Origin of the sequence: Sphingomonas sp. PL20 (assembly GCF_017875905.1) — a bacterium.
Classification (GTDB): domain Bacteria; phylum Pseudomonadota; class Alphaproteobacteria; order Sphingomonadales; family Sphingomonadaceae; genus Sphingomonas; species Sphingomonas echinoides.
In genome coordinates, this window is record NZ_JAGINH010000002.1 from 4,055,961 (window position 1) to 4,079,034 (window position 23,074).

The following is a 23,074-nucleotide window of genomic DNA, read 5'->3' on the forward strand; positions in this document are numbered from 1 at the left end:
GAGGATGAATGCTGTGGCGCGGACTGCCGAATATTCGATCAAAGGTTACGTCTATCAGTTTCTCCGATATCTTTCGGAGATCCTCGAAGCGACTGACGGCTCTACTATAACGATCGAGGGAGCGATCGAGGACATCGACGTCACGACACCGGACCTAACGACGGCCGTGCAGTGCAAATATCACGAGCAGGCTGAGAAGTTCACATTGGGAAAGGTCTACAAGCCAATCCTGCTGATGCTGGAGCATTTCTCTCATCATAGCGCCCCTCCGAAGGTTCATTACAGACTGTTTTGCTATTTTCCTGGTTCGTCCGGTTCACAATCATTAACGCGCACAGAGCTGGAGACAGTACTCGCCACCAATTCCGTGCCACTCAAGGCGATAGTGGCACGCCTCGCGCACGGAGCGGATTTGGACCTGTTTCTGAGCCGGTTTTCGATCGAATTTGGGCCTACCTGCGAGGCGCTTCAGGACAGGGTCCTAGCTTCGCTGAACGCGAAGGGCTTCTCGTCCGAGGACGTCGACGCGATCGTATATCCGAACGCCTTCCAGCGCATAGTCGACCTAGCTACCCGGTCGACAGCTGCGGAGCGGACGGTTGAGCCATCGGCTTTCATCACGGCGCTGAACGATGTGCGGCAGGTCACCTTTACGCGCTGGACTCGCGAGCTTGCGACTCGTGCCAAAATTTTCCAGCGACTGCGCAAGGATCTGAAATTCTCGCTCGGTCAGAATTCACGAGGACGGTACTTCGTGATCGATCCGACGATGATCGCCAATTTTGACGGCGAGATAGTCAGATTTATCAAGAAGTTCAGCGAGCGCTATAGCTTCAAATATCTGCACGCCAACCCGCCGCTTTTCGCAATCACGGGAGAATATGACGTCGGCGCATTGCAGGCGCGACTGCACGACGTGGGCCTCCGATGTGCAAACGGCTTGGTGGGCGGCACCGAGTTTCGGCCCACTGAACTTTTCCGAAAGCCGATGCGACGGAAAAGCCCAGACGAACTCGAGTTCAGGGTGAGGTTGGCGAAGCGTTCGGTCGTGACCGAAACAGGCCCGAAGCGACCGGACGATCTGTTCCTAGTGAACATCGCGGACGACGACTGGGACCATCCAGACGTCAACGTTCACAAATTTGAGATCGAGCGCCTCTCCGACCTGGAATACGCGCTTCAGCTAAGGAACGATTATGCTTGAGCTTGGAGCCCCAATCGGCTGCGTGACCGACAGCTCGCCCTCGCTTATTCGGATTGAAATCAGCGGGGCGGAAGAATTCGAAAAGCACAAGTCGAAGCTTGGCGTAGGCCAATATCTCCTGATCGCCTCGGGAAATAGTCTCCACCTGCTGAGTACGATCACCGCGGTACGCGCGTCTCATACCGAGCGATCCCATGGCTCTAGCGACGCCGAGGTCGGCGGAGACGCTGAGGCAGTCGCCTTCCGATTTCAGGTCGATACGCAACCCATCGGCACCCTGTCCGACGAGAGCGAATTCACCCGAGGCTCGCATTCGTTGCCGGTGCCGACCGAATTTGCCTATGTCACTCCTCCGAAGGTGCTGAGCAGCATCTTCTCGCATCAAATCAAATCCCCATTCCCGCTGGGTACACTCAGCATCGCTCCTGAGGTTCGGTTCGACATCGATGGTGACCGGTTCTTTAGTAAGCATGTCGCCGTGGTCGGCTCGACTGGATCCGGCAAGTCATGCGCGGTCGCCAAGATACTTCAGACCGTGGTTGGGATCGAGTCCAAGGCGAACAGCCACAAAGCCGCGCAAAAGAACGCGCATATTGTGATCTTCGACATCCATGCCGAGTATGCTGCGGCGTTCCGGCTTGCCGACGAGGAAAGTTTCACACTCAACCTGCTCGACGTGGACACTCTCCGGCTGCCCTATTGGCTGATGAACGCCCAAGAGCTGGAAGAGATGTTCATCGAGAGCAACGAACTCAACTCGCACAACCAAGTTTCGCAATTCCGCCATGCCGTCGTGCGGAATAAGTGTCGGCATAACCCCGGCCTCTCAAACGTGTCGTTCGATAGCCCCGTCTATTTTTCTATCGATGAGGTGGTGACCTATCTGGAGAACATGAACTCGGAGGTGATCGGCAAGTTGCCCGACGAGGGAAAGCCGAAGCTGGCGGCTGGAACGCTCATCGCGGACCGAGACACGTATTATTTCGATGCAGTACAGAGCTTCGTGGTTTCGTCCACCGCTGCCGCGACGAAGGCGTCGAACGGTCCGTTCCACGGCGAATTCGATCGGCTCATCCTCCGGCTCCGTACCCGTCTCGCGGATCCGCGCCTTCGCTTCCTCTTCTATCCGCAGAAAGCCGATGGCAGCTCGTTATCGACCAGCGACTTTGCGGACGTGGTACGACAATTCACCGGCTACCTTACGAAATCGAACGTCTCCATTGTGGATCTCAGCGGAATCCCATTCGAGGTCCTCAGTATCGTCGTGAGTCTCATTTCCAGAATGATCTTCGACTTCGGATTCCATTATTCGAAAAGCCGCCACGTGGGCGGCCAAGTCAGCGACGTGCCAATCATGATCGTTTGCGAGGAGGCCCATAATTATGTGCCTCGATCCGGCGGTGCTCAATATGACTCTTCCAGGAAATCGATCGAACGCATCGCCAAAGAGGGCCGAAAATATGGGGTGACGCTGATGGTTGTGAGTCAGAGACCGTCAGAGGTCTCTGAGACAATTTTCTCGCAATGCAGCAACTTCATCGCGCTGCGGCTCACCAATTCGGTAGATCAAAGCTATATCAAATCGCTGCTGCCGGACCTGTCTGCCGGGATTGGCGACCTCCTTCCAAACCTCGGCCAGGGCGAGTTCCTCACGGTTGGAGACGCGCCCCTCATGCCAACGGTTGGGCGATTTGCATTGCCCGTGCCTGAGCCGCATTCGCGAAGCGTGAACTACCTTCAAGAGTGGAATGCGGGATGGCGGGAGGTCAATTTCGACGATGTCATCGAACGTTGGAGAGGTAAGATGCTTGCGGCATCATGATACGCTACCTGTCCACCGGGATGGTGCGCCTCTCGCCAGCGCGTTGGGTAGAATCATACTTTTGGAATGACGTTCATCGCTCATGACCGGACTGGGTCAGTTGCACCGCTCACGCTATGAAAAACCAACTATTAGTCGGGAGAAATTGATTCGTGGACGATTTTGAACAACAGCCATTTGCCGACGCCGAGTTCGCAGAGAACCCTGAGCAGCGCTGCCCCTGCGTCCTCCTCATCGACACCTCAACGTCAATGCGTGGCGCCCCGATCGATCAGCTCAACCATGCGCTGATCGAGTTCAAAGAGGAGCTCGTTGGCGATGCCATGGCGGCAAAGCGCGTTGAGCTAGCCATCATCACCTTCGGTCCTGTTCAGACGCGCACCGATTTCACCACCGTTGATGGTTGGTATCCTGAGGCGTTCGAGGCCAACGGCGCTACTCCGCTCGGAGAGGCTGTCGTGACGGCGCTCGATCTTCTTCGGCAACGGAAAGACCGATACCGTGCGAACGGTGTCAAATACTATCGGCCATGGGTTTTTCTTATCACCGACGGCGCTCCCACCGACAGCTGGCAGGAAGCCAAGCGCCGCGTCCATGAAGGGGAAGAGCGCAAGGAATTCATGTTCTACGCCGCCGGCGTGGAAGGCGCAGACATGTCCGTGCTCTCCCAGATCGGAACGCGTGCTCCGCTGAAGCTGCGTGGTCTCGCCTTCCGCGAGCTGTTCCAGTGGCTCTCGAGCTCGCTGAGCGCGGTTTCACAGTCCAATCCTGGTGACGCCGTGCCGCTTGCCAACCCCACGGCACCGGACGGCTGGGCCGTTGCCGGCTGATCCAGGGCGGTGGCGGTGGGCCGCGGCCTCAAGGATCGGAACGTCGCACCTTAAAGCCGGAACGCGGAAGCAAGACGCTTACGCCGTTAAGGTCCCAGGGCCCGCTACGTTGTGCGTTGTGGTGTCGGACGGAGCGGGCAGCTCGAGTCACGGCGGCGAGGGCGCTTCCCTTGTCTGCCGAATACTGTCGACCGCTATCTGCGATTGGATCGCGAACCACGACGGGCTGCCGCCAGACGATCAGATTTACGAGTGGCTCGATGCGGTCAGGGACCGGCTTGCGTTGGTCGCTGAGAAGCGGGGACTCACAAAGCGCCAGTTCGCATCTACCCTGATTGCCCTCGCGGTCTTTGGCGACGAACTACTGGCGCTGCAGATCGGTGACAGCGCCCTGGTTGCGCGGAAGGCAGGACAGTGGGAAGCGATCTGCTGGCCCGAGAATGGTGAGTTTGCCGCCACCACCTACTTCGTGACAGACGATCCGGAACCGCGCCTGCAGATCACTCGCAAAACCGCTGGCGTCTATGACGCCTTCGCGGCGTTCTCCGATGGCATCGACAGCATAGCGTTGCACCATGCCAACCAGGAGCCCCACGCGCGCTTCTTTGATCCAATGATCAAACCGGTCGACCAAGCGGCAGAGCGTGGGCGACTGGCCAGCCTCTCGGCAGCTTTGGGGCGCTACCTCGACGGCCCGGCGATCTGCGATCGCACCGACGACGACAAGACGCTGGTACTGGTATCGCGGGTTTGACCCAGCCGGCGATCAAAATCGATGGCCAGCCATTCGCGCTGGGCAAGCGCATCGGCAAGGGGGGCGAAGGCGAGGTCTTTGCTGTCGAGAACAAGCCAGACAGCGCCGTCAAAATCTACAAGGACGAGCTGCGGGCGAAACGCGAACCGAAGGTGCGAGCGATGGTGCTTGCCGACCTTGCCGACACCACGAAATTGGTGGCGTTCCCTGCCGCGATCGCGACCGATGGCAAAGGGGGCTTCCTCGGTTTCCTGATGCGCCTCGTATCTGGCTACCGGCCTATCCACGAGCTCTACGGCCCCAAATCTCGCAAGGCTCATTTCCCAAAGGCCGATTACCGCTTCCTCGTGCGCGCGGCCCTCAACGTGTCCAACGCCGTGGTGAAGGTCCATCGGAGCGGCTGCGTCATCGGCGACTTCAACCACTCGGGTGTTCTGGTGTCGAACGAGGCGACCGTTTCGCTTATCGACGCGGACAGCTTCCAGTATTCCAGGGACGGCAAGCTATTCCCCTGCGTGGTCGGCGTGCCTGATTTCACGCCACCCGAACTGCACAGCGCTGATCTATCGACCGTCCGCCGCACCGAAGCGCACGACAATTTCGGCTTGGCGGTGGCCATCTTCCACCTCCTAGCTATGGGAAAGCACCCCTACGCCGGCCGCTTCGCCGGCGGTGACATTTCTATGAGCGACGCGATTGCACAGCATCGCTTCGCCTTTTCACAGGTCCGCACGTCGGAGACGCGCACCACACCGCCGCCCGGGTCGGTGAGTTTGAAAGACTTCCCACCGCAGATCGCCGCCGCATTTGAAGCGGCCTTCGGTCGAAATTCGGCGGCGCGGCCAAGCGCTGCCACTTGGGCGACCCTGATGAAGGAACTCGAGCAGGCATTGAGTCACTGCGGAAAGGTTCGCACCCATTATTATCCGTCAGCGGCGTCATCCTGCCTATGGTGCCGTGTCGCCGGCCAGTCCGGGGTCGATATGTTCCCCGACCTGCTTGGGCCCACCCCACAGATCGCACCCGGTGGGCCGTTTGACATAGAGCGGATCGCGGCGCAGTTCGCGGCCATCAAACTGCCTGATCCAGCCTCATTGCTCCCAATTTGGTCCGGTCAGATTACGACCGTGAGTGAGGCAGTCGCTGCGGCCAACCGGGCGCGCATGGGCCATCGGGCATTGGGGGCTGTGGCCATGATAGCCGCCGTCGGCGGCTTTCTGGCGGCCGCCAATTTCGCGATCGTGTGGATCGGGATCGGCATCTTCGGCCTCATCAGGTTCTTCGGCGGATCGGTCGAACAGGCACCGTTCAAGACGGCCTACAGCGATGCCGACACCCGGGTTCGCTCACTTCAGCAGGGGTTCGTTGATCGGCTCGGCCTCAGCGAACTGGTCACGGTTCAAGCCGACGTCGCGGTCTGGATTCGAGTGTACCGCGACCTCGATCGCGACCTCGCGCAGAATATCCAGAAACTGAAGGCATCACGCGAAGCGCGGAAGCGGGAGGAGTATCTCGATCGCTTTCTCATCCGGCGTGCCCGCATCGCCGGAATCGGCGCGGCCAAGACGGCGACCCTCGCATCCTATGGGATCGAGACCGCCGCAGACATCAAGTCGACCGCCGTACGCGCTGTGCCCGGCTTTGGTGAGGCGATGACGGCGAAGCTGCTCGCATGGCGCAAGGCACACGAAAACAGATTTACCTACAACTCGGCTCCAGACGCCTCCGACGTGCAGGCTGAGAATGCCGTTCGCGCCAACTGGGCCGCAAAGCGTGCTGATCTCCAGACTAAGATTCGCTCGGCCCTAGCCGCGCTGCAGACAGGCCCGCAGCAGGTCGCGATCCGTGCGCGGAACGGCGATCCCGCGCTCATGGAAGCGCTCGCGAAGCGCGCTCAGGCAGCGCACGATCTCAAGTCGATTGGAATTCCAGTACCGACTACTGCGCCGTTCACGCTACAGACCCGGCAGGCTCCTTCACCGACGCTATCGCCTAGTACTCCGCCTCGCTCGCCTTCGACAGGAGGCGCATCCGCGCCGAGCTGCCCGCAGTGCGGATCTTCGATGCAGCGCCGGACCGCTCGGAAAGGTCATCGCGCTGGCAAACAGTTCTGGGGATGCACTCGCTATCCGACGTGTCGTGGGACGCGGAACTAATGCACTCCAAAACGGTGGCGGCAGCGCAGACTTGTGTCCGATAAGCCCGATCCTCGGACGAGCTTGGAAAGCGGTGCTACCGCGGCTATAGATATCCAGCTAACACATTGATATTATTTAACATAATCATTATTATCAGTCTTAAAAATATAGAGGGGCGGATTCTAGATTGAAGTGCGAATTCCTTGGATTTCTATGGGGTTTCCCCTTTTCAAGGAATGCAAATGATGGGCAGATATCATCAACTCGGATTGGACGAGCGGCGAATATTATATCGTCTGGTGCAGACTGGGCGAAGCGTCAAGCAGGCGGCGATGGAACTGGGGCGTCACCCCTCGACGCTTTATCGCGAGATCAAACGCAACCGACATCTTGACGAGGAGCCGCTGTTCCGCGGCTATTTCCCTACGATCGCGCAGACCAAGGCTACGGGTCGCCGTGTGCGCGGTGCCAAAGTTGCGCGCCATCCTGAACTGGCCATCTATATCATGGATCGTCTGGCGGCGGCCTGGTCACCCGAACAGATCGCTGGTTATGTTCGCCGGCATCGCCTGGCCGGTCTCTCGATATGCCACGAGACGATCTATCAATATGTCTATGGCGGCGTAGGTCGTGACCAGGGATTGTGGCGTTTCCTGCCTCGCGCTCGCCGATCACGACGTCGGCGCTATGCCCGCAAGCCGCGCGGCGTCCATATCCCGCTGGCCAACACGATCAAGGCGCGGCCTGCGGAAATCGGTCGCCGGACCAGCTTTGGGCATTGGGAAGGCGACTTGGTGGCTTTCCGGCAGGAATTTGGCAAAACGAACCTGACGTCGCTGGTCGAACGGCGTAGCCGATTTACGATCCTGACGCGCAATCCGAGCCGTCACTCGGCCGGTGTCATGGCGGGTATCGACAGGCAGTTGAAGGCCCTGCCCCCTTCCCTTCGCCAAAGCATAACTTTCGACAGGGGGACGGAATTTGCCGCCTTTCTAACCCTGCGAGAGAAACTCGGCATGACCAGCTATTTCTGTATGCCATCGGCGCCATGGCAAAAGGGCAGCGTCGAAAACAGCAACGGCCGGATACGGCGCTTTCTACCGCTCGATACTGACATCGCGCTGGTGTCGGACAGGGAGCTCCAGGCGCTGGTTGACCGGCTCAACAACACGCCCCGCAAATGCCTCGACTACCGAACGCCGCAGGAGGTGCTGGGAGAGCAAATTGCCATCCTTCGGGCAGGGTAAATTTGGTCAGCCATGGTTGGGGCTCGCCCCAACCATGGCTGAAGTGCTATGCAAGCCACGGAAGTCGCACTTCAAATGGAAAGCGCAAGGCCCTCCTGAATTATCCTTAAGAGACTTGTCTCTGAAGATCCGGGGTTTGAAGCGCATAAGTTCCGGCCAGCTCGTCAGTGGGCGGGTGCGAACTGCCTTTGAAGGAGACCCTGGGCGTTGCGCTCTTGCGCACCCTGGGACGTGAGAGCGGAGAGGATTATGGACGCCAGCCAGAATGCCGTCAGGCCCAGGAAAACGCCCGCCGCAATCTTGAGGACCTCCCGAACGTCCGCACGCATGTCGTCTCCTCCCAACCATTAGCGCACTACAGTCTGATCCTTGCGAACAAACCTCGAACGCACTATACTGCCGGCCGTTCGGAGCTGTCACCCATGTACGATCTTAGAACCTATATGGCGACGAAGGATCTGCCTGGCGGTCCCTTTTATGTCCCCGAAGAACATTTGGGACATGACAGGATTGCTGAGCGCCTTGATGATCGTCCTCTGACCGTCGGCAAAGCTATTGGCGGCATGATCTCGCTGTTGCTTCTTGTTGCGACGGGTGCCTACCTTTTCGTCGCTCTTTAGATCTACGGTCACTTGCGCAAGTCGGGATCGTTAAAGAACCCGCGATTGTGATCCCTTGATACCTCTGACTGTAGGTCAACCGTTGCCTGCGCGCGGCTCGTACGCGCAGCCGCGGCAACCGCCCTGTCGTCATCAAGTTTCCCACGGCCCTCATCGATGATTTTGGCGGCGGCAGCGGGATCACCTCCTGGACTACCACCACCGATCCGATCGACACCGTGTGGATGATAGGACGAGCGTACCGCAGCAGCGCCTCCGACGTCGGTCCGATGCACATCGACGAGAGAGGGCTCCGGAAGATTTCCCTTAATCTCTTCCCAGAGCGCATCGCGCTTCTCCTGCGACCATTGCTGGATCATCTCGTTGCGCACGGCCCGCTGATGATCGGTCAAGCCGGTTGCCCATAGCTCCGGCGCATCCATGTTGGGATGCATCGCCTGTTGCTGCCGGTACCACTGCGCAAGATCCTGGCTCATATTCTCACTAAGCTGCATGCCGTGCGATTCTGCAAAGCTCGCGTCACGGGACAGCGACTGAGCGAGCTCCTCCATTCGGCGTGCGGCCTCGGAGTAGGACCTTGCCTTGGCCAGTGAATCTTCCGTGCTTTGAGAGGACGACGAAGTTGACGATGCTCGGCTAAAGACGCCCGAGCGATCGTAAGTACCGTCGGAGGTTGAGGCGCCGCTACCGCTGGAATGTTCATCCCGGACTCCGCTTGACGAAGAACTAGCGTTGTCAGTCGAACGAGTCTCTTCTGTTCCATACCGCAGACCGTCAGTCTGTTGGCCGGTTCTGCTCACACCCAAGCTGCCGCTGCTACTCGGAAGAAGGCCGCCGAGGCCACCTTTTCTACCCGCAGTTCCCTTGCCAGAGCCACTACCCGACCCTGCGCTCAGGGACCCGGTGACCTGGTCGTTAGTTGCCGCACCGCGATCATGCCCTTGGGAAATCCGCTGCCCTTGGCTGGTCGAAGATCGCTCCTCCAGGCCCTGCGAGCTGGATCCGGTGGTCCTGTCGAACTGCTCGATATTAGTATTCGCCGACCGGCCGCTCCCTGACTCGAAGCCCGACGAGCGTTCCGATGACGTGCCGAACGCACTACGGTTCGTGTGCGTGCTGGTGAGGATATCCTGCGCCGCATTTTCGAACGCCTCGGCCTGCCGGTGTGCCTGGCTCGCCATTTGGCGCCACTCAGCCACCGTTCCAGAGTTCATGGTCGGCGTGAAGCCGAGCCGCGAAATCGCGCTACCCATGTCGATAACGTCCTGGCCATTGCCGAACCCGGACACGACTGCACCATTGTCCTGGCGCCAGCCGACGCTCGTAGCACCGCCCATGAAGCTCGGTGCCGTGGACCATTGATCGCTCTGGCGCATGTTCGAGGTGGCGTTCGCCCAGCTTACGTTTCCATAGGAATAGTTGCCGGTGGTCTGCTCGAGCGCCGCTGCCTCTGCCGCGTTCTGCGCCGGCGCCAGCATCGACGTTGCCTGCCCCGCGATCGACATGGCGCCGCGCGCCAGACCGGCAGCTAGAAACGGGATGCTCATCAGCATGAAGCCGGCGATCGTCGCGGTCTCGCCATTCACGGCGGCGATGCCGGCATAGCTCCCCAGAGTCACGCCGCCATCTGCCACGCCCGTGGCCGCTGCCTCCGCCCGGGTCATGCAGATCATGTGGAGGATGACGTAGAGCGGTCCCCATGCGGCAAGGTAAAAGAACCCCATCGCATAACCCTTGAGCGTGCCGAGCCCGGTCTGCGGCATCAGGAACAGGGGAAAAATCACCGGGAACATCGCGAAGAACACGACGGTTAGGACGATGTTCAGGATAGGGACCCACGCCATCGCCTGCTGGGCGATCGAGTTATAGGTGTTGCGGGCCTGGATGTCGGCGCGGGTCTGAGCGAACGTATCGATCGTAGCCGCGCCGGAACCACCCGCCATGCTATTGCGTGCCTGCATGAATGCGTTGATCGCGGTGTTCTGGCGCATCGAATCCGAATAGCTGCTGGCCGAGCCGGTGAACGCCGCGTTGGCGATCGGCAGGTCGTGCTTCAGCTTGTCAGCCGCCAACGTGTTGCTCAGCTTCGGATAAAGCTCCTTGCCCCAGAGCGGCGTGTTGGCTTCGATCATCGGCGCCCATTGCGCGTCAAGCATCTGGTAGGCCTGCCGGCAGGTGACGATGAAGTTGTTGACGGTCCCGTCGCCCTGTCGTTCAAGCCACTCCTGGGAGCGGGCCTCCGAGCCGGGTCCGATGTCCGCCCACAGATCCTTGGACTGAGCGAGATTGGTCAGGGATTTCTGGTAGAGCATGACATCGCCGAAGAGGCACTTCTTGAAATGCTCCTCGAGGTTCGTCGAAAACTCGGCGTCGCGGACGACGAAGTTGCGCGTCGCGTCGAACAGGCGCGCGCCGTAAACCATGCCGTTCGTCGTGTAATTGAGCTCACCGGGCATCACGAAGACCGTTTCGGCCGTACGAGTGAGCCAGTCGCCGATTTGGGTGGTGAAGCTTGCGAGGACGCCCAGCCCGAGCGGAACGTTGGCGACCGTCGCCGGCGCGAGCGACGGGTTGATCCGGTCGGTAACCTTGACGTCGATCGTCGGCACCATGAGGCAAAGATAGATCAACGTCGACTGCAGGAACCAGTTGAACCACACGCGAAAATTGAGCGTGAATGCGACCACCAGCAGCGAGTAGATAAGGCCCATCACCATCACGACACGGAGGAGCGAGCGGTATCCCCCTCCCCCCGACCATGCCGCGACGGCGTTGAAGGTATTGACGAGATACTCGCCGCCGCCGACCGTGAAGACCTCCAACATCGCTTTGGCCCCTACCCCGCTTTACATGAGCCCCTGGGCGTTCAGCCCGCGCGAAAAGTTGAGCGCCGACGACATGCCGGGCGTCATTGAATTCTGCAGGGTGGACTCGAGCATGATGCTGCGGTTGATGATCTGCATCGTCACCTGCAGCTTGTTGTTGAGCTTGACGTCCCGCTGCGAGAATTTCTGCCGGGTTGCCGCGATCTGCTGCTTCCATTGGGTCGCAGTCGCCTGATCGAACGTTTGGTAATGGGTCTGTGCCTGCTCGACGCGATCGAGCATGTTGTCCAGCATCGCTGCCAGCAGATCGACCGCAACGATCTCCGACAACGTCTCAATCTCGCCATCGGTCAGCGCGTAATGCGCGTACGCTTGCACGGCGAGGATTTTGTAGATCGGCACCGTTGCGAGATTCAGAAGCTGCTTCTCAGCCGCATCAAGGGCGGTGTCAGACCGGATCTTTCCGCTCATCGACTTGATCATGCCGGCGATCCGAGGTCGCAACGCGGCCGATGCCGGCACGGTCAGGGTCTGTTCGCCGACATCGTAACAGTTCGTGTCGTTGCACTTGAGGATCTTCACCGCCGGCGCGTTGGCCGTGCCGTCAAGAAGGGCCGTCACTACCGCTTCCTCTGCCGGGCCGAACATCACGACCTTCCCGCCGACGGTCGGGTCGGTCGATGGCGTCGTTACGACCGTGCCGACCAACGTCATGACGAACTCGGAGAAGGATTGATCGAATGCGCCAAATTTTGCCGATTTCTTCAGCGCCTCCCAAGTGTAATTGTGCGGCTCGCCGACGAGCTGGTCCTTCATGCTGCCGTCGGTGTTGCCTGCGATCGTCGCGTCGCGCTTATTGCCGTTATTGCAACCTTGGCGCGATGCCGCCCAATCCGAAAACACCCCCTGGCTGTTGCCGACCGCCTCGCAGATCGTCGAACGCGTGGAATCCATCTGCGGCCAAATGCCGCCGACGAGCGCCTGCGCGGTTTCGCAGCTCGATATATTCATCTGGTTGAGGAGCTGTGCCTTCTGGCTGAATTCATCCATGACCTTGCCGATTTCCGGCGACACGGAATCGATCGCGAGCTTGAAAGCAAAGCCAAGCGCATTGTTAGCCGTCGCCTTCAGCATTGCGACGATCTCAGACGCATTGATGAACGAGAAGCTGCCGCTGAAGAGGTCGATCCCGCCGCAGCCGGCGCGCGCGGATGGCAGCTGCAGGTTGAAGGGCGAGACACTCTTCTGAGGGAAGCGGGTCCACACGTTTCCCAAGGAGTAATAGCCGGCAGACTGCCCCTGGAACGCAGTCGGACCGGTGACATTCGCAGCGCCGCCCGCGTCGTTGAAGAAGCCGTTCATCTCCGATGCAACGTCGGCCCTGGCTACGCCGACAAGCGCAAGGTGCGACGCGGCTACCAGGGCCAGCCATGCCGCGGTTTTCCGGCGAAGGACGCGCACCCATCCCTGCTCTATTATCCGTTCCATCAGTAGTCGCTCCCTACCTTGGTGTTGGTCAGCATGAAGATGCGATCCATGATCTCATCGGCGCTGAGCACGCCGTACCCGACCGGGATCGTCCGTTTGGTCTGCGTGTCGAACAGCACGAGCGCCGGCGTTTCGTTGCCGGGGACACCCATCCGTGATCGTTGCCCGGAATCGACGACGTAGTTGGGGAAGTCCTTACTCGGCCCGCCATCCATAGAAACCGCCATCACGGTCATGCGGTGGCTGTCGGTCACCGACCGCAGGATTGGCGCGAAGACTTCGCAAGCACCGCAGCTCTGCGCGTAGAAGTAAAACAGACCGTAGCGCTGCCCGAGGTTCGTCAGCACGGCGTCACGGTCCGCCTTGCGGTTGTCGAGCCAAAGCCTCTTACCGACAGTCGAAACCGGCCGCTGCAGGGTGTAGTCGAGGTCTGGGTTTTGCCACAAAGCCCGTTGCCAGGTATCCGAAAAAGTCGATGCGCGATCCAATTGCTCGCGCTGGAAACGGACGTAGGCGATCACATTCGCCTCAGTCGGCTCGAGGATCGCGCGCGCCTTCAGCTCGTCCAGCTGCTTGGTGATCGCGGCGATCCGCTCCGCCGCGCTCACTGTGGGCTCCGGCGCCGCGCTTCGTGCGTTTTCGGTCGGCTTGGGCTTGGTGCAATAGAACCACTGCCCGAGCTTGCGCTCACCGCAATAGAAATCATCCGGCGCGTCATGCTCGATCGCATCGCGCGCGGTCGTGGCCTCCTGCGCCCGGGTGGCAGTGGTGGCACCGACGGGTGACAAGATCAGCAGAAGCAGCGAAAGCTTAGCGTTTCGTGACATCCTGTATCGTCCTTTCATCGTCGGCTCGGGTTCGCGGGGTAGAGGTGAAGGTCGAAGAGAGCGTGGACTGGCCGTTCCAGATTGCTAGGTGAAGGCAGCAGTCGAAGCCGTCGGGAACGCGCCGGCCACTGCAATGATCTGTCGGTGGAGTGACGGGCCGTGGTGGCACCGTGTTGAGCATCAGCATCGCGATCAGCATAGGCATCTCAATCATCGGCATCGCCCAACTCCTCTCTGGTGAGCCTCAGCACGGCCATCATCAGCGCGACGTCGATGAGCCTCGTCCCCTGGTCGAACATCCGGATGATTCCGTTCACCAGGTGGCGCGCCACCCGGCGGCCGTCTTCGGTGGCTTTCAGCTTCCCGCCGACCACGACCAGCCAGCCTCGGCCAACCATGCCGGCTGCCGCCGCTGCGATGTCGTCGGGCGCGATGAAACATTCGAACCAGCGGCACAGGATCTCGGATATGACGTCGGTATCGACCGGCTGCACGGCACGAAAGACGGCGATGAAGATCGCCAGCTCGAGCACCGTCATGGCCCAGTCGCATGCCGGGCTGTCGCCCGATGGAGGCGGATCATTTGCCGTGCAGATCATAATAGGCCTGAATCTTGTCCTGGATGTCGGACATGGTCTGGACTTCGTCGGGCAGCTTCGCCGCATCCATGAAGTCCGAGTACACCTCGGTGAAATCCATCACTGACAGGTCGAGGGACGCAAACTCCTCGATAGTGAAGCCTTGGCATTGCTCCTTTTTGGGGCTGGCCCATGGCTTGCGCAGCTGCACTCGTCCTTGCTCCTGAAGGATGCGCGACAGCTTGCTCTCGAAGCAGCAGTAGGCGGTGCGCTTCGTCGAGCAGATTCCCAGAAAGCTCGATGAGCAATAGGTGCCGACATTATGACAGAAGCCCATCCTGTCCTTGATATCGAGTTTCATTTCGTCCTGAGAACAGGCGAACAAGACGAGAAACGGCGTAGCAAAGGCGGCGATCGCCGCGGGCCCGCCGGCGAGCGCTGCGGCGCCGGCGGCGACGGGCACGGCGCCTGAAACCTTTCCTGCGCAGCAGTTGATCAGCCCGAAAACCGGCTTGTGACAGGTCTCGCGTGTACCGCTGAACACCCTGAGATCGGTTTCGTTGAACTCCTTGCCGGCCTGGTCGAGCGCATGGAGACCGACCAGGGCATCCTTGAACTCGGTCGATGCCTCGCGAACGATCGGCTCGCAGTCGCCGTTGATACAGTAGACGTCGTTGCCGCAGATATACTGCTTGGTGTCGGCAGATGTGCCGGCAGGCGTCTCGCACTTGTAGACCTTCGTGAGGGTCTTGCATGGGCCCGGTCCGGCCTCATCCGGATCATCGAGGCACTCGTCGCGGACGTACGAGCACTTCGGATTCGCAGACAGGGTGCCGCAGTCGTTGCCCGTGCCGACCGTGTTGCAGGTGTAGGTCCGGTCCCACGCCCAACAGGGTTGCGTTATCGCGACGCCGTTCACGACCCGCGTCTCCGGGTCGCTCGATGTACAAACTTCCTCCGTTACCGAGCAATTGCTGTTTCCTGCCCAAGCCGAGCAAGCGGTTTCGTCTTTCACCGAACCGGCGTAGACATTCTCGACGCCGATCAATGTCCCTGGCGCCGCGGTCCTGTTCCAGGATCCGAACCTCGCCGAGCCCCCTGCCGGGGACGCCGTCTCACTCGAGCAACTGTAAGTTCGTGTCGATGTCGTCGAGTAATAGTTTGCATCTCGACCGACGACGTAGCGGCGATGGTTATCCGCCAGAGCCTCGTTGGTCATGGAGCAGGATGGAGCGGCCGCGTAGCCGGTACAGCTGTCGAGCGAACTGGTGACGGTGACGGCGGTAGAATATTGAACGCAGGTGCGACCTTGGTAGCGCACGCAGCTTGTGACCTCGTGCGTCAGCTTGGCCGTCCCACAGGTGTAGGTGTAGCTTTGGCGGACGCTATGGCTCAGGCCGACGGAACATGCCCCTGTCGTCGTGTCGACCTTGGCCCCAACGTTGCATGTCGCCTCGTAATAGCCGGCGGTTCCCGCGCCTGGCGGCAGAGGCGTACAACTGCCGCTCGAGGAGCCGATCGCCTCACCCTCAAGGTAAGTCGAGGGATCATTCTCCACCGCCGTGGCCCGCGTTGTAGTCGCCAGGATCTCAGCGTTACTGAACGTTGGTCGGACATTGGCGCTATCTGTCGTGACCTGATACTGTTCGTTGGTGGACTTCATTGCCTGGCTATCGGCAACCAGCTTGTCGGGATCGTCGTAATAGGTGCTCTGAGGTTGGTTGGTCCCGGTATATCCAGGGACCGACGCTGCCTGTGCGTCGCTGGAGGGGACCAGCGAGGAGTCGTTCCTCTTCTCCTGAGCCATCGCCTTGCCCTCTTCGCGGGCCTGCTCGACGGTCATTTGCTGCGCGGCGATCGGTTGCGTGACGAGCAGCATCGCGCACAGACCACTGAGGACGCGGCGGGCGATCATTGCCGTTCCCGCTTCATGTTGGAGAGTGCCACCGCCGCGATCCGCGCGCCCGGCCCATTGCCACTGGCGAACGTCGAGAGCGCGTAATCGACAGTGACGTTGCCGACCATGCGATCATAAGGTGGAAGCTTCGTCGTGCAGGAGAAGCCCGCGCACAGATCGAAGTCCGACGATACGGCGACGTAAGTTGGGACCGCCTGCACGTCGAACGCGCGGAAGAGCCGCGGATCGATGCCGATGTTCGCAAACTGATCGCGCTCGACCACCTTGCTGATCCGCCCGACGAACTCCTTGGCAGAGTTATTGGGGAAGCCTCTGAACACGACCACGCCGCCGGCGCTCGCCGTGTCGCGCACCAGCTGCTTGAGCGCGGGGTCGGGCATCGAGAGGCTGGCGAACACGATGAACTGCGGAGCTTCGCCGCTGCGGGCACCGACATTTTTCGCTGCGCCCTGCACAATTTCGTCGAAGTCCACGGCCCCTGTCGGGCCTTTCGGGAGCTCGGTCCCGGCAACCCGCCGCATGTTCTCCGTGCCACTCGTCCGAACGGTTTCAGCGTCCTCGCGAAACTGATCGCCTCGGTCCTTCACCTGGTCGACGAACGCTTGAGCCTCGGCGGCGAGATCGGCCGCGCGCTTCTTGACCGCCTGAACGTCGACGCCGTCGACGGATCGAGCGAGAAGCGCGGAAAGTCCCGCCGTTCCGAGGAGCGCCAACACGCCCATGGTGAGAAGGCGCATCGCAAGTCCCCTAAAACACGCAGCAATTGCGCTTGCGCCACACGAGGTAGCCCATGTCCTCGCCACCAGCGGGATAGGCGCGCCCCGCGTCGGGCGGCATGGTGGAAGCCCCGATCGCCGAGCACGCAAAACGGCCGCTGACGGTCGGTATCGGATTGACCATCTGGAAGCGATATTGCTGCTTCCGCATGATCGGCATCAGGTACTTCTTGCACAGCCCGGCCGAACCCATCGTGCCCCAGGCGAGCGCTTCGCGGTGCATCTTGTAGGCAAACCGCGACAAGGCGAGCCGTGACGACTGGACATGCCCGATCGACGACGGGATGTTGCCGTTGAGCGGGTACATCGACCCCTGACAGCCAGCGCACCAGAAAAGCGGATCGAGCGGCAGGTTCACGGTACCGGCGATGCAGTCGCCGGCGCAGGCCGCTTGGGCGATCGGATTGGCGAAAACGATCGCCTCGGGATTGATCAGCGCCGCGAGCGAGTCATCCTGCCAGAGCGGATCGACCTCGGTCATGTAGGCGATGTCGAACGACGCCTGCTCGAAGCAGGCGAAATCGGTCAGGATTTCCATCCAGTACAGCAGCGGATAGACATACCAGTGGACGTGCCATTTGGCCGTGCTTTGGGAGCGGCCGCCCACCATTGACGGTCCCGTCAGATAGCCCTGGCCGATATCGAACCCCGGCGCGATCCTGATGCCGCCGAGATTTGGAAAGCACCACGGCTTCATGGTCACGTCGGCGAGGCGCGCAGGCTCCCAGAATCCGACCGAGATACCGATCCGGGGAAGAGGGTCGGCGCACGCGCAGATTGGCGACGCGGGATTGCTGGGATCAGGCCGGCTGCTCGGCCAGATCTTCATGGCTCCGACGGAGAGCGGGAACAGGCACGACCAACAGACATCCGTGATCGGATTGACGAACTTGCCGTTGCATGTCGGTCCAGCGGCGGCCGCTGGCGGTGACATCGCGACCATGGCGAGAATGAACGCGACAAGGCCGAACGCGCGGGGAATCAATCGAGTCACTCCGTGCCTCCGACGCTATCGAAGAAGGCCTGATCGGCCCGCTGCTTTCGCATAAGGTAGAGGCAAGTGTATGCCGCGGTGCCGATCAGGAGGACGGCCGCACCGATCGGCGCGGCGCGGCCGACAGCATGCCGGATCGACGAGAAGAATCCGATCGCCACCGCACAGGTGAGACACATCGCCTGCCATATGTAGCGCATGCGGCGCAGCGTGCGTGTTTCGGGCGCTGCCATCGGAGTGCAAAGCAGATCGAGCCACAGCGGCATCAGCCGGCCCTCCCCGTCTTCAGCACTTGCTCAGTGACGCGCATGGCACGGCCGTTCTGCCGGACCACCGCCGGCGTATGCTCAATTCCGAAACGCGACGTCAGCTTGCCAGCCTGGTCGAAGTAAAACCGCCGTTTCCGGTTCGTCATCTCCTCGAGCGGCGACCCCCTGACGAAGATGATCTTCGCGTTGAGATCGGTGTAGTGACTGGTCGCCCATGCGAGCTGGCCAGCGTCATCGCCGTCAATGAAAACGAGGGCCTGCTTGATTGTGACAAAGTCGAGCGGGTTGATTGTCTGTCCGGCCGACGCGATCAAATTGCCTTTCTGGTCGTGGATGTCGCGCTCGAGCCGGACCGATGGATCATAATCCCACTCGCGGGCAGTGATCGCCGGCGACATGCCGGCGACCGGCGTCGGGCGCCGCACCTTTGCTTCCACACGCTTTGCGAACATCTCGTTCGTCTGCGCGAGTTCGCCGGTCGCCTCGGCTCGTTTCAGCCGCGCTTCGATTGTCGAGAGCAAGTCGGGCTCAATCACGGGGAATGCCTGAGCCGCTTGGCCATAGTCGCGCGCTACCGATCGTGTCGGGCTGGCGAGGAATGCTGTGACACTGAGCAGTGCGATCCCGGCCGCACCGGCGAGGATCCGGATCACAACACTGGCTCCCCGATGCCGATGATCTGACGGCCGCAGACAAAGCCGACTTCAGCATATCGGCTGTCGAACCCATCGGGGTGCGGCGAACCCGCATAGTAGCAACCGGCGGGTATCCGCCCCACGCCCCCCGGCGTGAGCGGTTCTCCCGCCTTGGTTCGTGACTTCATGCGGCTGACGGGCGTTCCGTTGACTGTGACAATCGGACCGAGATGGGCCACCACATCCCCCGGCATCCCGTAGACGATCTTGCCGAACATCTGCGGTTTAGCCCCAAAATGGCGTCGCAGCAGCGCGCTGGCCGGCGGGTCGAAGAAAAGATAGTCGCCGCGCTCCGGTCGCTGATAACGACGGATCAGAAACGCCCAGTTCGGCAGCGAGTCCGTCGTATTGATCAGCAGCAGGTGGCTATCGCGCCAGCTGCTGATTGCGCCAAGCGCCACCGTTCCGGCGATTGCCAGTCCCAAGAGCGCCCATAGGCGCTTGCGCGGCCGCCAGCGCGCGATCGCGGGTTCACTGGCCGCCGTTGCCATCGGGTCCTCCAAAGGTGGAGACTGACGCGCCTCGGGCCGCGGGAAGCATCTCCTGTGGCGGCGCGCGCCCTGCCGACGGAAGCGCCTGCGCGGCGGCCATGGGGTTGAGCGTGTCCTGCGGTGCCAAGGTCGCCGGCTGGGCCGCAGCGAGGGCTGCCTGCGCGGCGGAAAGCTCTTGCATGCGCTGCAGCTCTTCGACCGAGATGCGCTTTGGGACGGGCACGCCGGATGCGAATACCGCCTTCTTCAGGCTGTCAGTGATGTCCGGCACATTCTTGGTGAGGACCGCTTCGCCGACGAGCACAACCTGGCCGTTAGCGCTGCGCCGCTGAAGTTCCTTGTCGAGCGAAGCCATGAACGCACGCATCTCGGCTTGGACCCGATCGGGCGGAGAGCCCGAGAAGCGCTGCGCCTCGACATAGTCGCCGACCAGTGCCGACAGGCGCGCCGACGCGATATGCTCCTCCTTTGGCGCTGTGAGTGCCCTCGTCACCCACATACCCCAGACGATCATGGCAAGGAGAACGAGCCCAACGAAGATCTGCTGCCTGCTAAATCCACCGAAGCCGGTTCTGCGTGTCGCGGGTGCGACCATAGGGGGAGATGCTGGGCCGGGCGGGAGATCGAGTTCGGGCTGCTCAGCCATGACGCTACACTCCTTCGTGGGTCCGGTCGGGGAGGATCCTGTCTCGGCGGAAGGCGATCACGGCCGTAGAGAGGATCATGTGCGCGATCGCGAAGATGTTGAGGAAGGCACCGGTCCGTGCTGCATCCGCCGCCACATAGCGCGTTGTGAAATTGTTGAGCTGGTGGATGAAGCCATCAAACGCGAAGCCGCCGATGGCGAGGAAGAACAGAAAGAACAGTCCCCAGGTCATCAGGAGCGTCGAGCCGACGAACCCGAAACCGTGAAGCGTGAAGTACAAGACTGATCGCCACTGTGAAGACCGCCTGGCGTCCGCTGCGAGAGCCTCAGTGGGCCGGGTGATGTCCGTCGCCATCTCGCTACTCCGCGGCGATCGCGATCTCGTCCGCAGGGGCGAGATTGCTGACCCATTTCTCGGGATTGTCGGGAAAGGCGATCCGCTCGATTGCCTCGTCCATGCTCATGCCTTCGGCGATCAGCGCGTCGATTGCGGCGAAGGTCGTCGGGCTCGACGAGAATAAAGTCGCCGAATAGGGATCGAGTACCAGACGCCCGACCGCGAGCGTGTCGGGACCCTTGATCATGATGTCGGAATATTCGAATCCGTTGCGCTTGAGCGACCGCAGAAGGGCGTCGGTATAGTCGTCCATCTCGAAGCGATCATGCTTCTTGAAGTCCGCAATCGTCTCCGGCTTCTGCTGCAGGATGACGAACCAGTCGGAATTCTCGAGCGCCGCGATCGAGCCGGCCGATTTGTAGTAGTCGTTGAGTGACTGGGTCGCCGTGACCAGTGAGGCGCCGTACTTGCGGCACGTGCGGGCATAGGTCTCGATAAAGTCGGCCATCGCGCCACCCCGGAGCATCTGCCACGCCTCGTCGAGCAACAGCGCTTTTGGAATCGATCGATCGAGCTTGCGCATCATCTGTTGCGACATGAACATGATCGCCGTCAGCACGACGCTGCGCAGCTCCTCGCGCGCCGACAGATCGGAGAGCTCGAACACCGTGAGCTGCGCTTTCAGCTCGAACGATACCTGGCCCTGAAAGAACCTCCCATAGGTCCCGCCCGACGAGAAAGGCCGCATGGCGATGCCGAGATTGGAAGCAAGCGGGTTGCCGGTCGCCTCCAGCGCCTCGATCACCAGGTCGATCGACCCTTGGCTGCCATGTTCCTCCCACACCTGGTTGACGGCGCCGTCGATCAGGCCACGTTCGGTATCGTCGAGCAGGTTTATATGGCGCGACATCTGATTGATGATCGCCTTGAGCATCGCCATGCAGTCGAGAAGATAGTCTTCGTCCTCGGCCGCCTGCTCCTGATCGATCATCGAGAAGGGGTTGAGGCAGAATCCCGAGCTCATCGTGAACTCGACGAACGCGCCGCCCTGGAGCTTTGCAGAATGCTCGAACGATCGGCCGTCGTCGATGACCACGACCTTCGCGCCGGCGCCACACAACGAGCCACAAAGTTCCTGGAGCGCGACCGACTTTCCCGAACCGGACTTGCCGAAAACCGCGACATTATGATTGCCGGCGGCGTTCTCGAAAGGGCTCCAGAAGAAGGGCTGTCCGCGCCGACCGATCAACAGCAGGTGCGGCACCGTGCCCCCAAGATATTCTCCCTGCAGCGGCGCAAGGTTCGCAGCCGTCGTGGTCAGAAGCGTACGCATGCGTTTCATGCGCTCGAGATCCTTCGACAGCCCGTTGGCCATCGTCATCGGCATCGCGCAGAGCAGACCCATGACCTGCAGGTATCGATCGTCGAGAAGATCCCAGCCGGCTGCCCGGTAAACCGATTTCAGAACCCGCTCGTTGCTGTCGCCCTTGCCCTTGGGCGAGAACGCAGTGACGCTGAAGAACACGCGAACGAGCTTGCGGCCCTGCCGGATCTCCTCGTTGACGTAGCGCCACTCCTGCGATTGCTCGCGCAGCTGCGGCAGGAATTTCGACGATTTGGAGTCGGCAAGGCTTGTCGTCCGCATGAACTTGTAGCTGGCCTTGTTGGTCGAGGCCTGCGCGTCGGGGAAATCGATGCACAGGTTCGTTGCGACCGGGCACGGCATGCGCAGTTTGTCCGTGAACATGTCGCCGATCAGACGTGCCACATCCCAAGGTGCCCAGCGGTTTGGCAGGTTGCGCACCGAGAAGGACCGGACATCGAAGACGTCCGGGTAGATCTCGCCGATCTCCGGCGCGCCCTCCAGCGTCTTGCCCGTCGGCCTGAACCGTTCGGTCCGCAGTAGCATCCGATCCGGCTCGACCAGGAGTTCGATGTCGCGGCGAATGGCCTGGTCCGCGATCGGGTCGAGTGGATTATAGCTGACGGCGTCGTCGCCGGCGGCGGTGGTCGGCGAGGTAATGTCGTCGATCCATCCGATCAGTGCGACAGGGTCCATTTTGCGGGCCGAGACGTTGATCGACTGCAAGGAAGAAATGATCCCTTCCATCACCGAGACAATCTGCTCGACCGAGACGCTTGATGATTCCGGGGTGGAATAGGAGATGGCGACGCGGTGGTTGCGCAGACAGAATGGCGCGTCGGCGGAGAGCGATTCCCAGACCCCGTCGGTCAGGAAATCAACGCGGTGCTTCGCCATCCGTTCGTAGACGCCGCGCGCGGAATAGCGTGGCAAATACCATTTCGACAGGCGCTCGCCGATGCGCGGCGACATCCACTGGTGAAACTGCAGGCAGCCCGGAGCCGGTATCCCCTCAGATAGGAACTGCGCGAGAATCTCGCCCGTTCGCTCATCGGCGCCGACCAGCGGCGCCGCTTCAATCACGAAGCCGCGCGACGCGCTGTTGTAGAAGATGCCGGTCTTCGGATCGTGGCTGCGGTAGGGAAGCCAATGGGCCAGCATGGGCACCGCAAGGTCCGGCCGCTGCGTATCCGGGCGCTTGCTGTCTCCAAACACGCCGGCGAGCAGTTCGTCGAAGAATCCGCCCGCCATG

At 61.0% G+C, this 23,074-nt stretch carries 20 protein-coding genes; 7 read left to right on the plus strand and 13 right to left on the minus strand.

Annotation, left to right across the window (positions count from 1 at the left end; translation table 11 throughout):
• The first annotated feature begins 13 nt into the window (after positions 1-13).
• From H4W01_RS19130 to H4W01_RS22900, 7 genes are all read left to right on the plus strand, one after another.
• A complete protein-coding gene (locus H4W01_RS19130) occupies positions 14-1,204 on the plus strand; it encodes a hypothetical protein (protein WP_126849309.1) in 1,191 nt (396 codons plus the stop codon).
• Complete coding sequence (locus H4W01_RS19135) at positions 1,197-3,026, plus strand: ATP-binding protein (protein WP_209612855.1); 1,830 nt, start codon at positions 1,197-1,199, stop codon at positions 3,024-3,026. The genes H4W01_RS19130 and H4W01_RS19135 overlap by 8 nt, the downstream gene beginning before the upstream one ends.
• A 152-nt stretch (positions 3,027-3,178) precedes the next feature.
• Entirely contained in the window at positions 3,179-3,856 is a 678-nt protein-coding gene (locus tag H4W01_RS19140) for a vWA domain-containing protein (protein WP_209612856.1), read from the plus strand.
• Complete coding sequence (locus tag H4W01_RS19145) at positions 3,798-4,610, plus strand: PP2C family serine/threonine-protein phosphatase (protein ID WP_334685361.1); 813 nt, start codon at positions 3,798-3,800, stop codon at positions 4,608-4,610. Before H4W01_RS19140 ends, H4W01_RS19145 begins: the two co-directional genes overlap by 59 nt.
• Positions 4,607-6,766: a topoisomerase DNA-binding C4 zinc finger domain-containing protein gene (locus tag H4W01_RS19150; RefSeq protein ID WP_334685362.1), complete on the plus strand. Its 2,160-nt coding sequence runs from the start codon at positions 4,607-4,609 to the stop codon at positions 6,764-6,766. The genes H4W01_RS19145 and H4W01_RS19150 overlap by 4 nt, the downstream gene beginning before the upstream one ends.
• Before the next feature lie 224 nt (positions 6,767-6,990).
• Positions 6,991-7,995, plus strand: coding sequence for an IS30 family transposase (locus H4W01_RS19155; RefSeq protein ID WP_209612857.1), 1,005 nt, complete (start codon positions 6,991-6,993; stop codon positions 7,993-7,995).
• A 188-nt stretch (positions 7,996-8,183) separates the two neighbouring features.
• Positions 8,184-8,615 (plus strand): hypothetical protein, encoded by a 432-nt coding sequence (locus H4W01_RS22900; RefSeq protein ID WP_334685363.1) that lies wholly within the window; start codon positions 8,184-8,186, stop codon positions 8,613-8,615.
• Between the two features lie 8 nt (positions 8,616-8,623).
• Here the strand turns inward: H4W01_RS22900 and H4W01_RS19165 are convergent, their stop codons facing one another.
• From H4W01_RS19165 to traC, 13 genes are all read right to left on the minus strand, one after another.
• A complete protein-coding gene (locus H4W01_RS19165; protein ID WP_209612858.1) occupies positions 8,624-11,440 on the minus strand; it encodes a conjugal transfer protein TraG N-terminal domain-containing protein in 2,817 nt (938 codons plus the stop codon).
• 21 nt (positions 11,441-11,461) lie between these two features.
• Positions 11,462-12,862, minus strand: coding sequence for a conjugal transfer protein TraH (locus H4W01_RS19170; RefSeq protein WP_209613468.1), 1,401 nt, complete (start codon positions 12,860-12,862; stop codon positions 11,462-11,464).
• A gap of 65 nt (positions 12,863-12,927) precedes the next feature.
• Positions 12,928-13,755 carry a conjugal transfer protein TraF gene (locus H4W01_RS19175; RefSeq protein WP_209612859.1) on the minus strand — a complete coding sequence of 276 codons (828 nt, stop codon included), beginning with the start codon at positions 13,753-13,755 and terminating at the stop codon, positions 12,928-12,930.
• Between the two features lie 206 nt (positions 13,756-13,961).
• Positions 13,962-14,294 carry a hypothetical protein gene (locus H4W01_RS19180; RefSeq protein WP_209612860.1) on the minus strand — a complete coding sequence of 111 codons (333 nt, stop codon included), beginning with the start codon at positions 14,292-14,294 and terminating at the stop codon, positions 13,962-13,964.
• Between the two features lie 40 nt (positions 14,295-14,334).
• The gene (locus tag H4W01_RS19185) at positions 14,335-16,248 is read right to left on the minus strand and encodes a conjugal transfer protein TraN (protein WP_209612861.1); all 1,914 of its coding nucleotides are present in this window, start codon (positions 16,246-16,248) and stop codon (positions 14,335-14,337) included.
• Positions 16,245-16,988, minus strand: a complete 744-nt coding sequence (gene trbC, locus H4W01_RS19190; protein WP_209612862.1) for a type-F conjugative transfer system pilin assembly protein TrbC — start codon at positions 16,986-16,988, stop codon at positions 16,245-16,247. The genes H4W01_RS19185 and trbC overlap by 4 nt, the downstream gene beginning before the upstream one ends.
• A gap of 10 nt (positions 16,989-16,998) precedes the next feature.
• Entirely contained in the window at positions 16,999-18,012 is a 1,014-nt protein-coding gene (gene traU / locus H4W01_RS19195; RefSeq protein WP_443024810.1) for a conjugal transfer pilus assembly protein TraU, read from the minus strand.
• Between the two features lie 5 nt (positions 18,013-18,017).
• On the minus strand, positions 18,018-18,287 hold the full coding sequence (locus tag H4W01_RS19200) for a hypothetical protein (RefSeq protein ID WP_209612864.1): 270 nt from the start codon (positions 18,285-18,287) through the stop codon (positions 18,018-18,020).
• Positions 18,287-18,934 carry a type-F conjugative transfer system protein TraW gene (gene traW / locus H4W01_RS19205; protein WP_443024811.1) on the minus strand — a complete coding sequence of 216 codons (648 nt, stop codon included), beginning with the start codon at positions 18,932-18,934 and terminating at the stop codon, positions 18,287-18,289. Before traW ends, H4W01_RS19200 begins: the two co-directional genes overlap by 1 nt.
• Before the next feature lie 5 nt (positions 18,935-18,939).
• On the minus strand, positions 18,940-19,476 hold the full coding sequence (locus H4W01_RS19210) for a S26 family signal peptidase (RefSeq protein WP_209612865.1): 537 nt from the start codon (positions 19,474-19,476) through the stop codon (positions 18,940-18,942).
• A complete protein-coding gene (locus tag H4W01_RS19215; protein WP_209612866.1) occupies positions 19,457-20,122 on the minus strand; it encodes a TrbI F-type domain-containing protein in 666 nt (221 codons plus the stop codon). The genes H4W01_RS19210 and H4W01_RS19215 overlap by 20 nt, the downstream gene beginning before the upstream one ends.
• A gap of 4 nt (positions 20,123-20,126) precedes the next feature.
• Positions 20,127-20,477, minus strand: coding sequence for a hypothetical protein (locus tag H4W01_RS19220; protein WP_209612867.1), 351 nt, complete (start codon positions 20,475-20,477; stop codon positions 20,127-20,129).
• A 4-nt stretch (positions 20,478-20,481) separates the two neighbouring features.
• The gene (gene traC / locus H4W01_RS19225; RefSeq protein ID WP_209612868.1) at positions 20,482-23,073 is read right to left on the minus strand and encodes a type IV secretion system protein TraC; all 2,592 of its coding nucleotides are present in this window, start codon (positions 23,071-23,073) and stop codon (positions 20,482-20,484) included.
• Position 23,074 lies beyond the last annotated feature (1 nt).

Excerpts from the sequence above, each read along its gene's own strand:
- H4W01_RS19135 (WP_209612855.1), top strand. The coding sequence starts at position 1,197 with ATGCTTGAGCTTGGAGCCCCAATCGGCTGCGTGACCGACAGCTCGCCC.
- H4W01_RS19155 (WP_209612857.1), top strand. The coding sequence starts at position 6,991 with ATGATGGGCAGATATCATCAACTCGGATTGGACGAGCGGCGAATATTA.
- H4W01_RS19165 (WP_209612858.1), bottom strand. The coding sequence starts at position 11,440 with ATGTTGGAGGTCTTCACGGTCGGCGGCGGCGAGTATCTCGTCAATACC.
- H4W01_RS19175 (WP_209612859.1), bottom strand. The coding sequence starts at position 13,755 with ATGTCACGAAACGCTAAGCTTTCGCTGCTTCTGCTGATCTTGTCACCC.
- H4W01_RS19180 (WP_209612860.1), bottom strand. The coding sequence starts at position 14,294 with ATGACGGTGCTCGAGCTGGCGATCTTCATCGCCGTCTTTCGTGCCGTG.
- H4W01_RS19185 (WP_209612861.1), bottom strand. The coding sequence starts at position 16,248 with ATGATCGCCCGCCGCGTCCTCAGTGGTCTGTGCGCGATGCTGCTCGTC.
- trbC (WP_209612862.1), bottom strand. The coding sequence starts at position 16,988 with ATGCGCCTTCTCACCATGGGCGTGTTGGCGCTCCTCGGAACGGCGGGA.
- H4W01_RS19200 (WP_209612864.1), bottom strand. The coding sequence starts at position 18,287 with ATGCCGCTGTGGCTCGATCTGCTTTGCACTCCGATGGCAGCGCCCGAA.
- H4W01_RS19210 (WP_209612865.1), bottom strand. The coding sequence starts at position 19,476 with ATGGCAACGGCGGCCAGTGAACCCGCGATCGCGCGCTGGCGGCCGCGC.
- H4W01_RS19215 (WP_209612866.1), bottom strand. The coding sequence starts at position 20,122 with ATGGCTGAGCAGCCCGAACTCGATCTCCCGCCCGGCCCAGCATCTCCC.
- H4W01_RS19220 (WP_209612867.1), bottom strand. The coding sequence starts at position 20,477 with ATGGCGACGGACATCACCCGGCCCACTGAGGCTCTCGCAGCGGACGCC.
- traC (WP_209612868.1), bottom strand. The coding sequence starts at position 23,073 with ATGGCGGGCGGATTCTTCGACGAACTGCTCGCCGGCGTGTTTGGAGAC.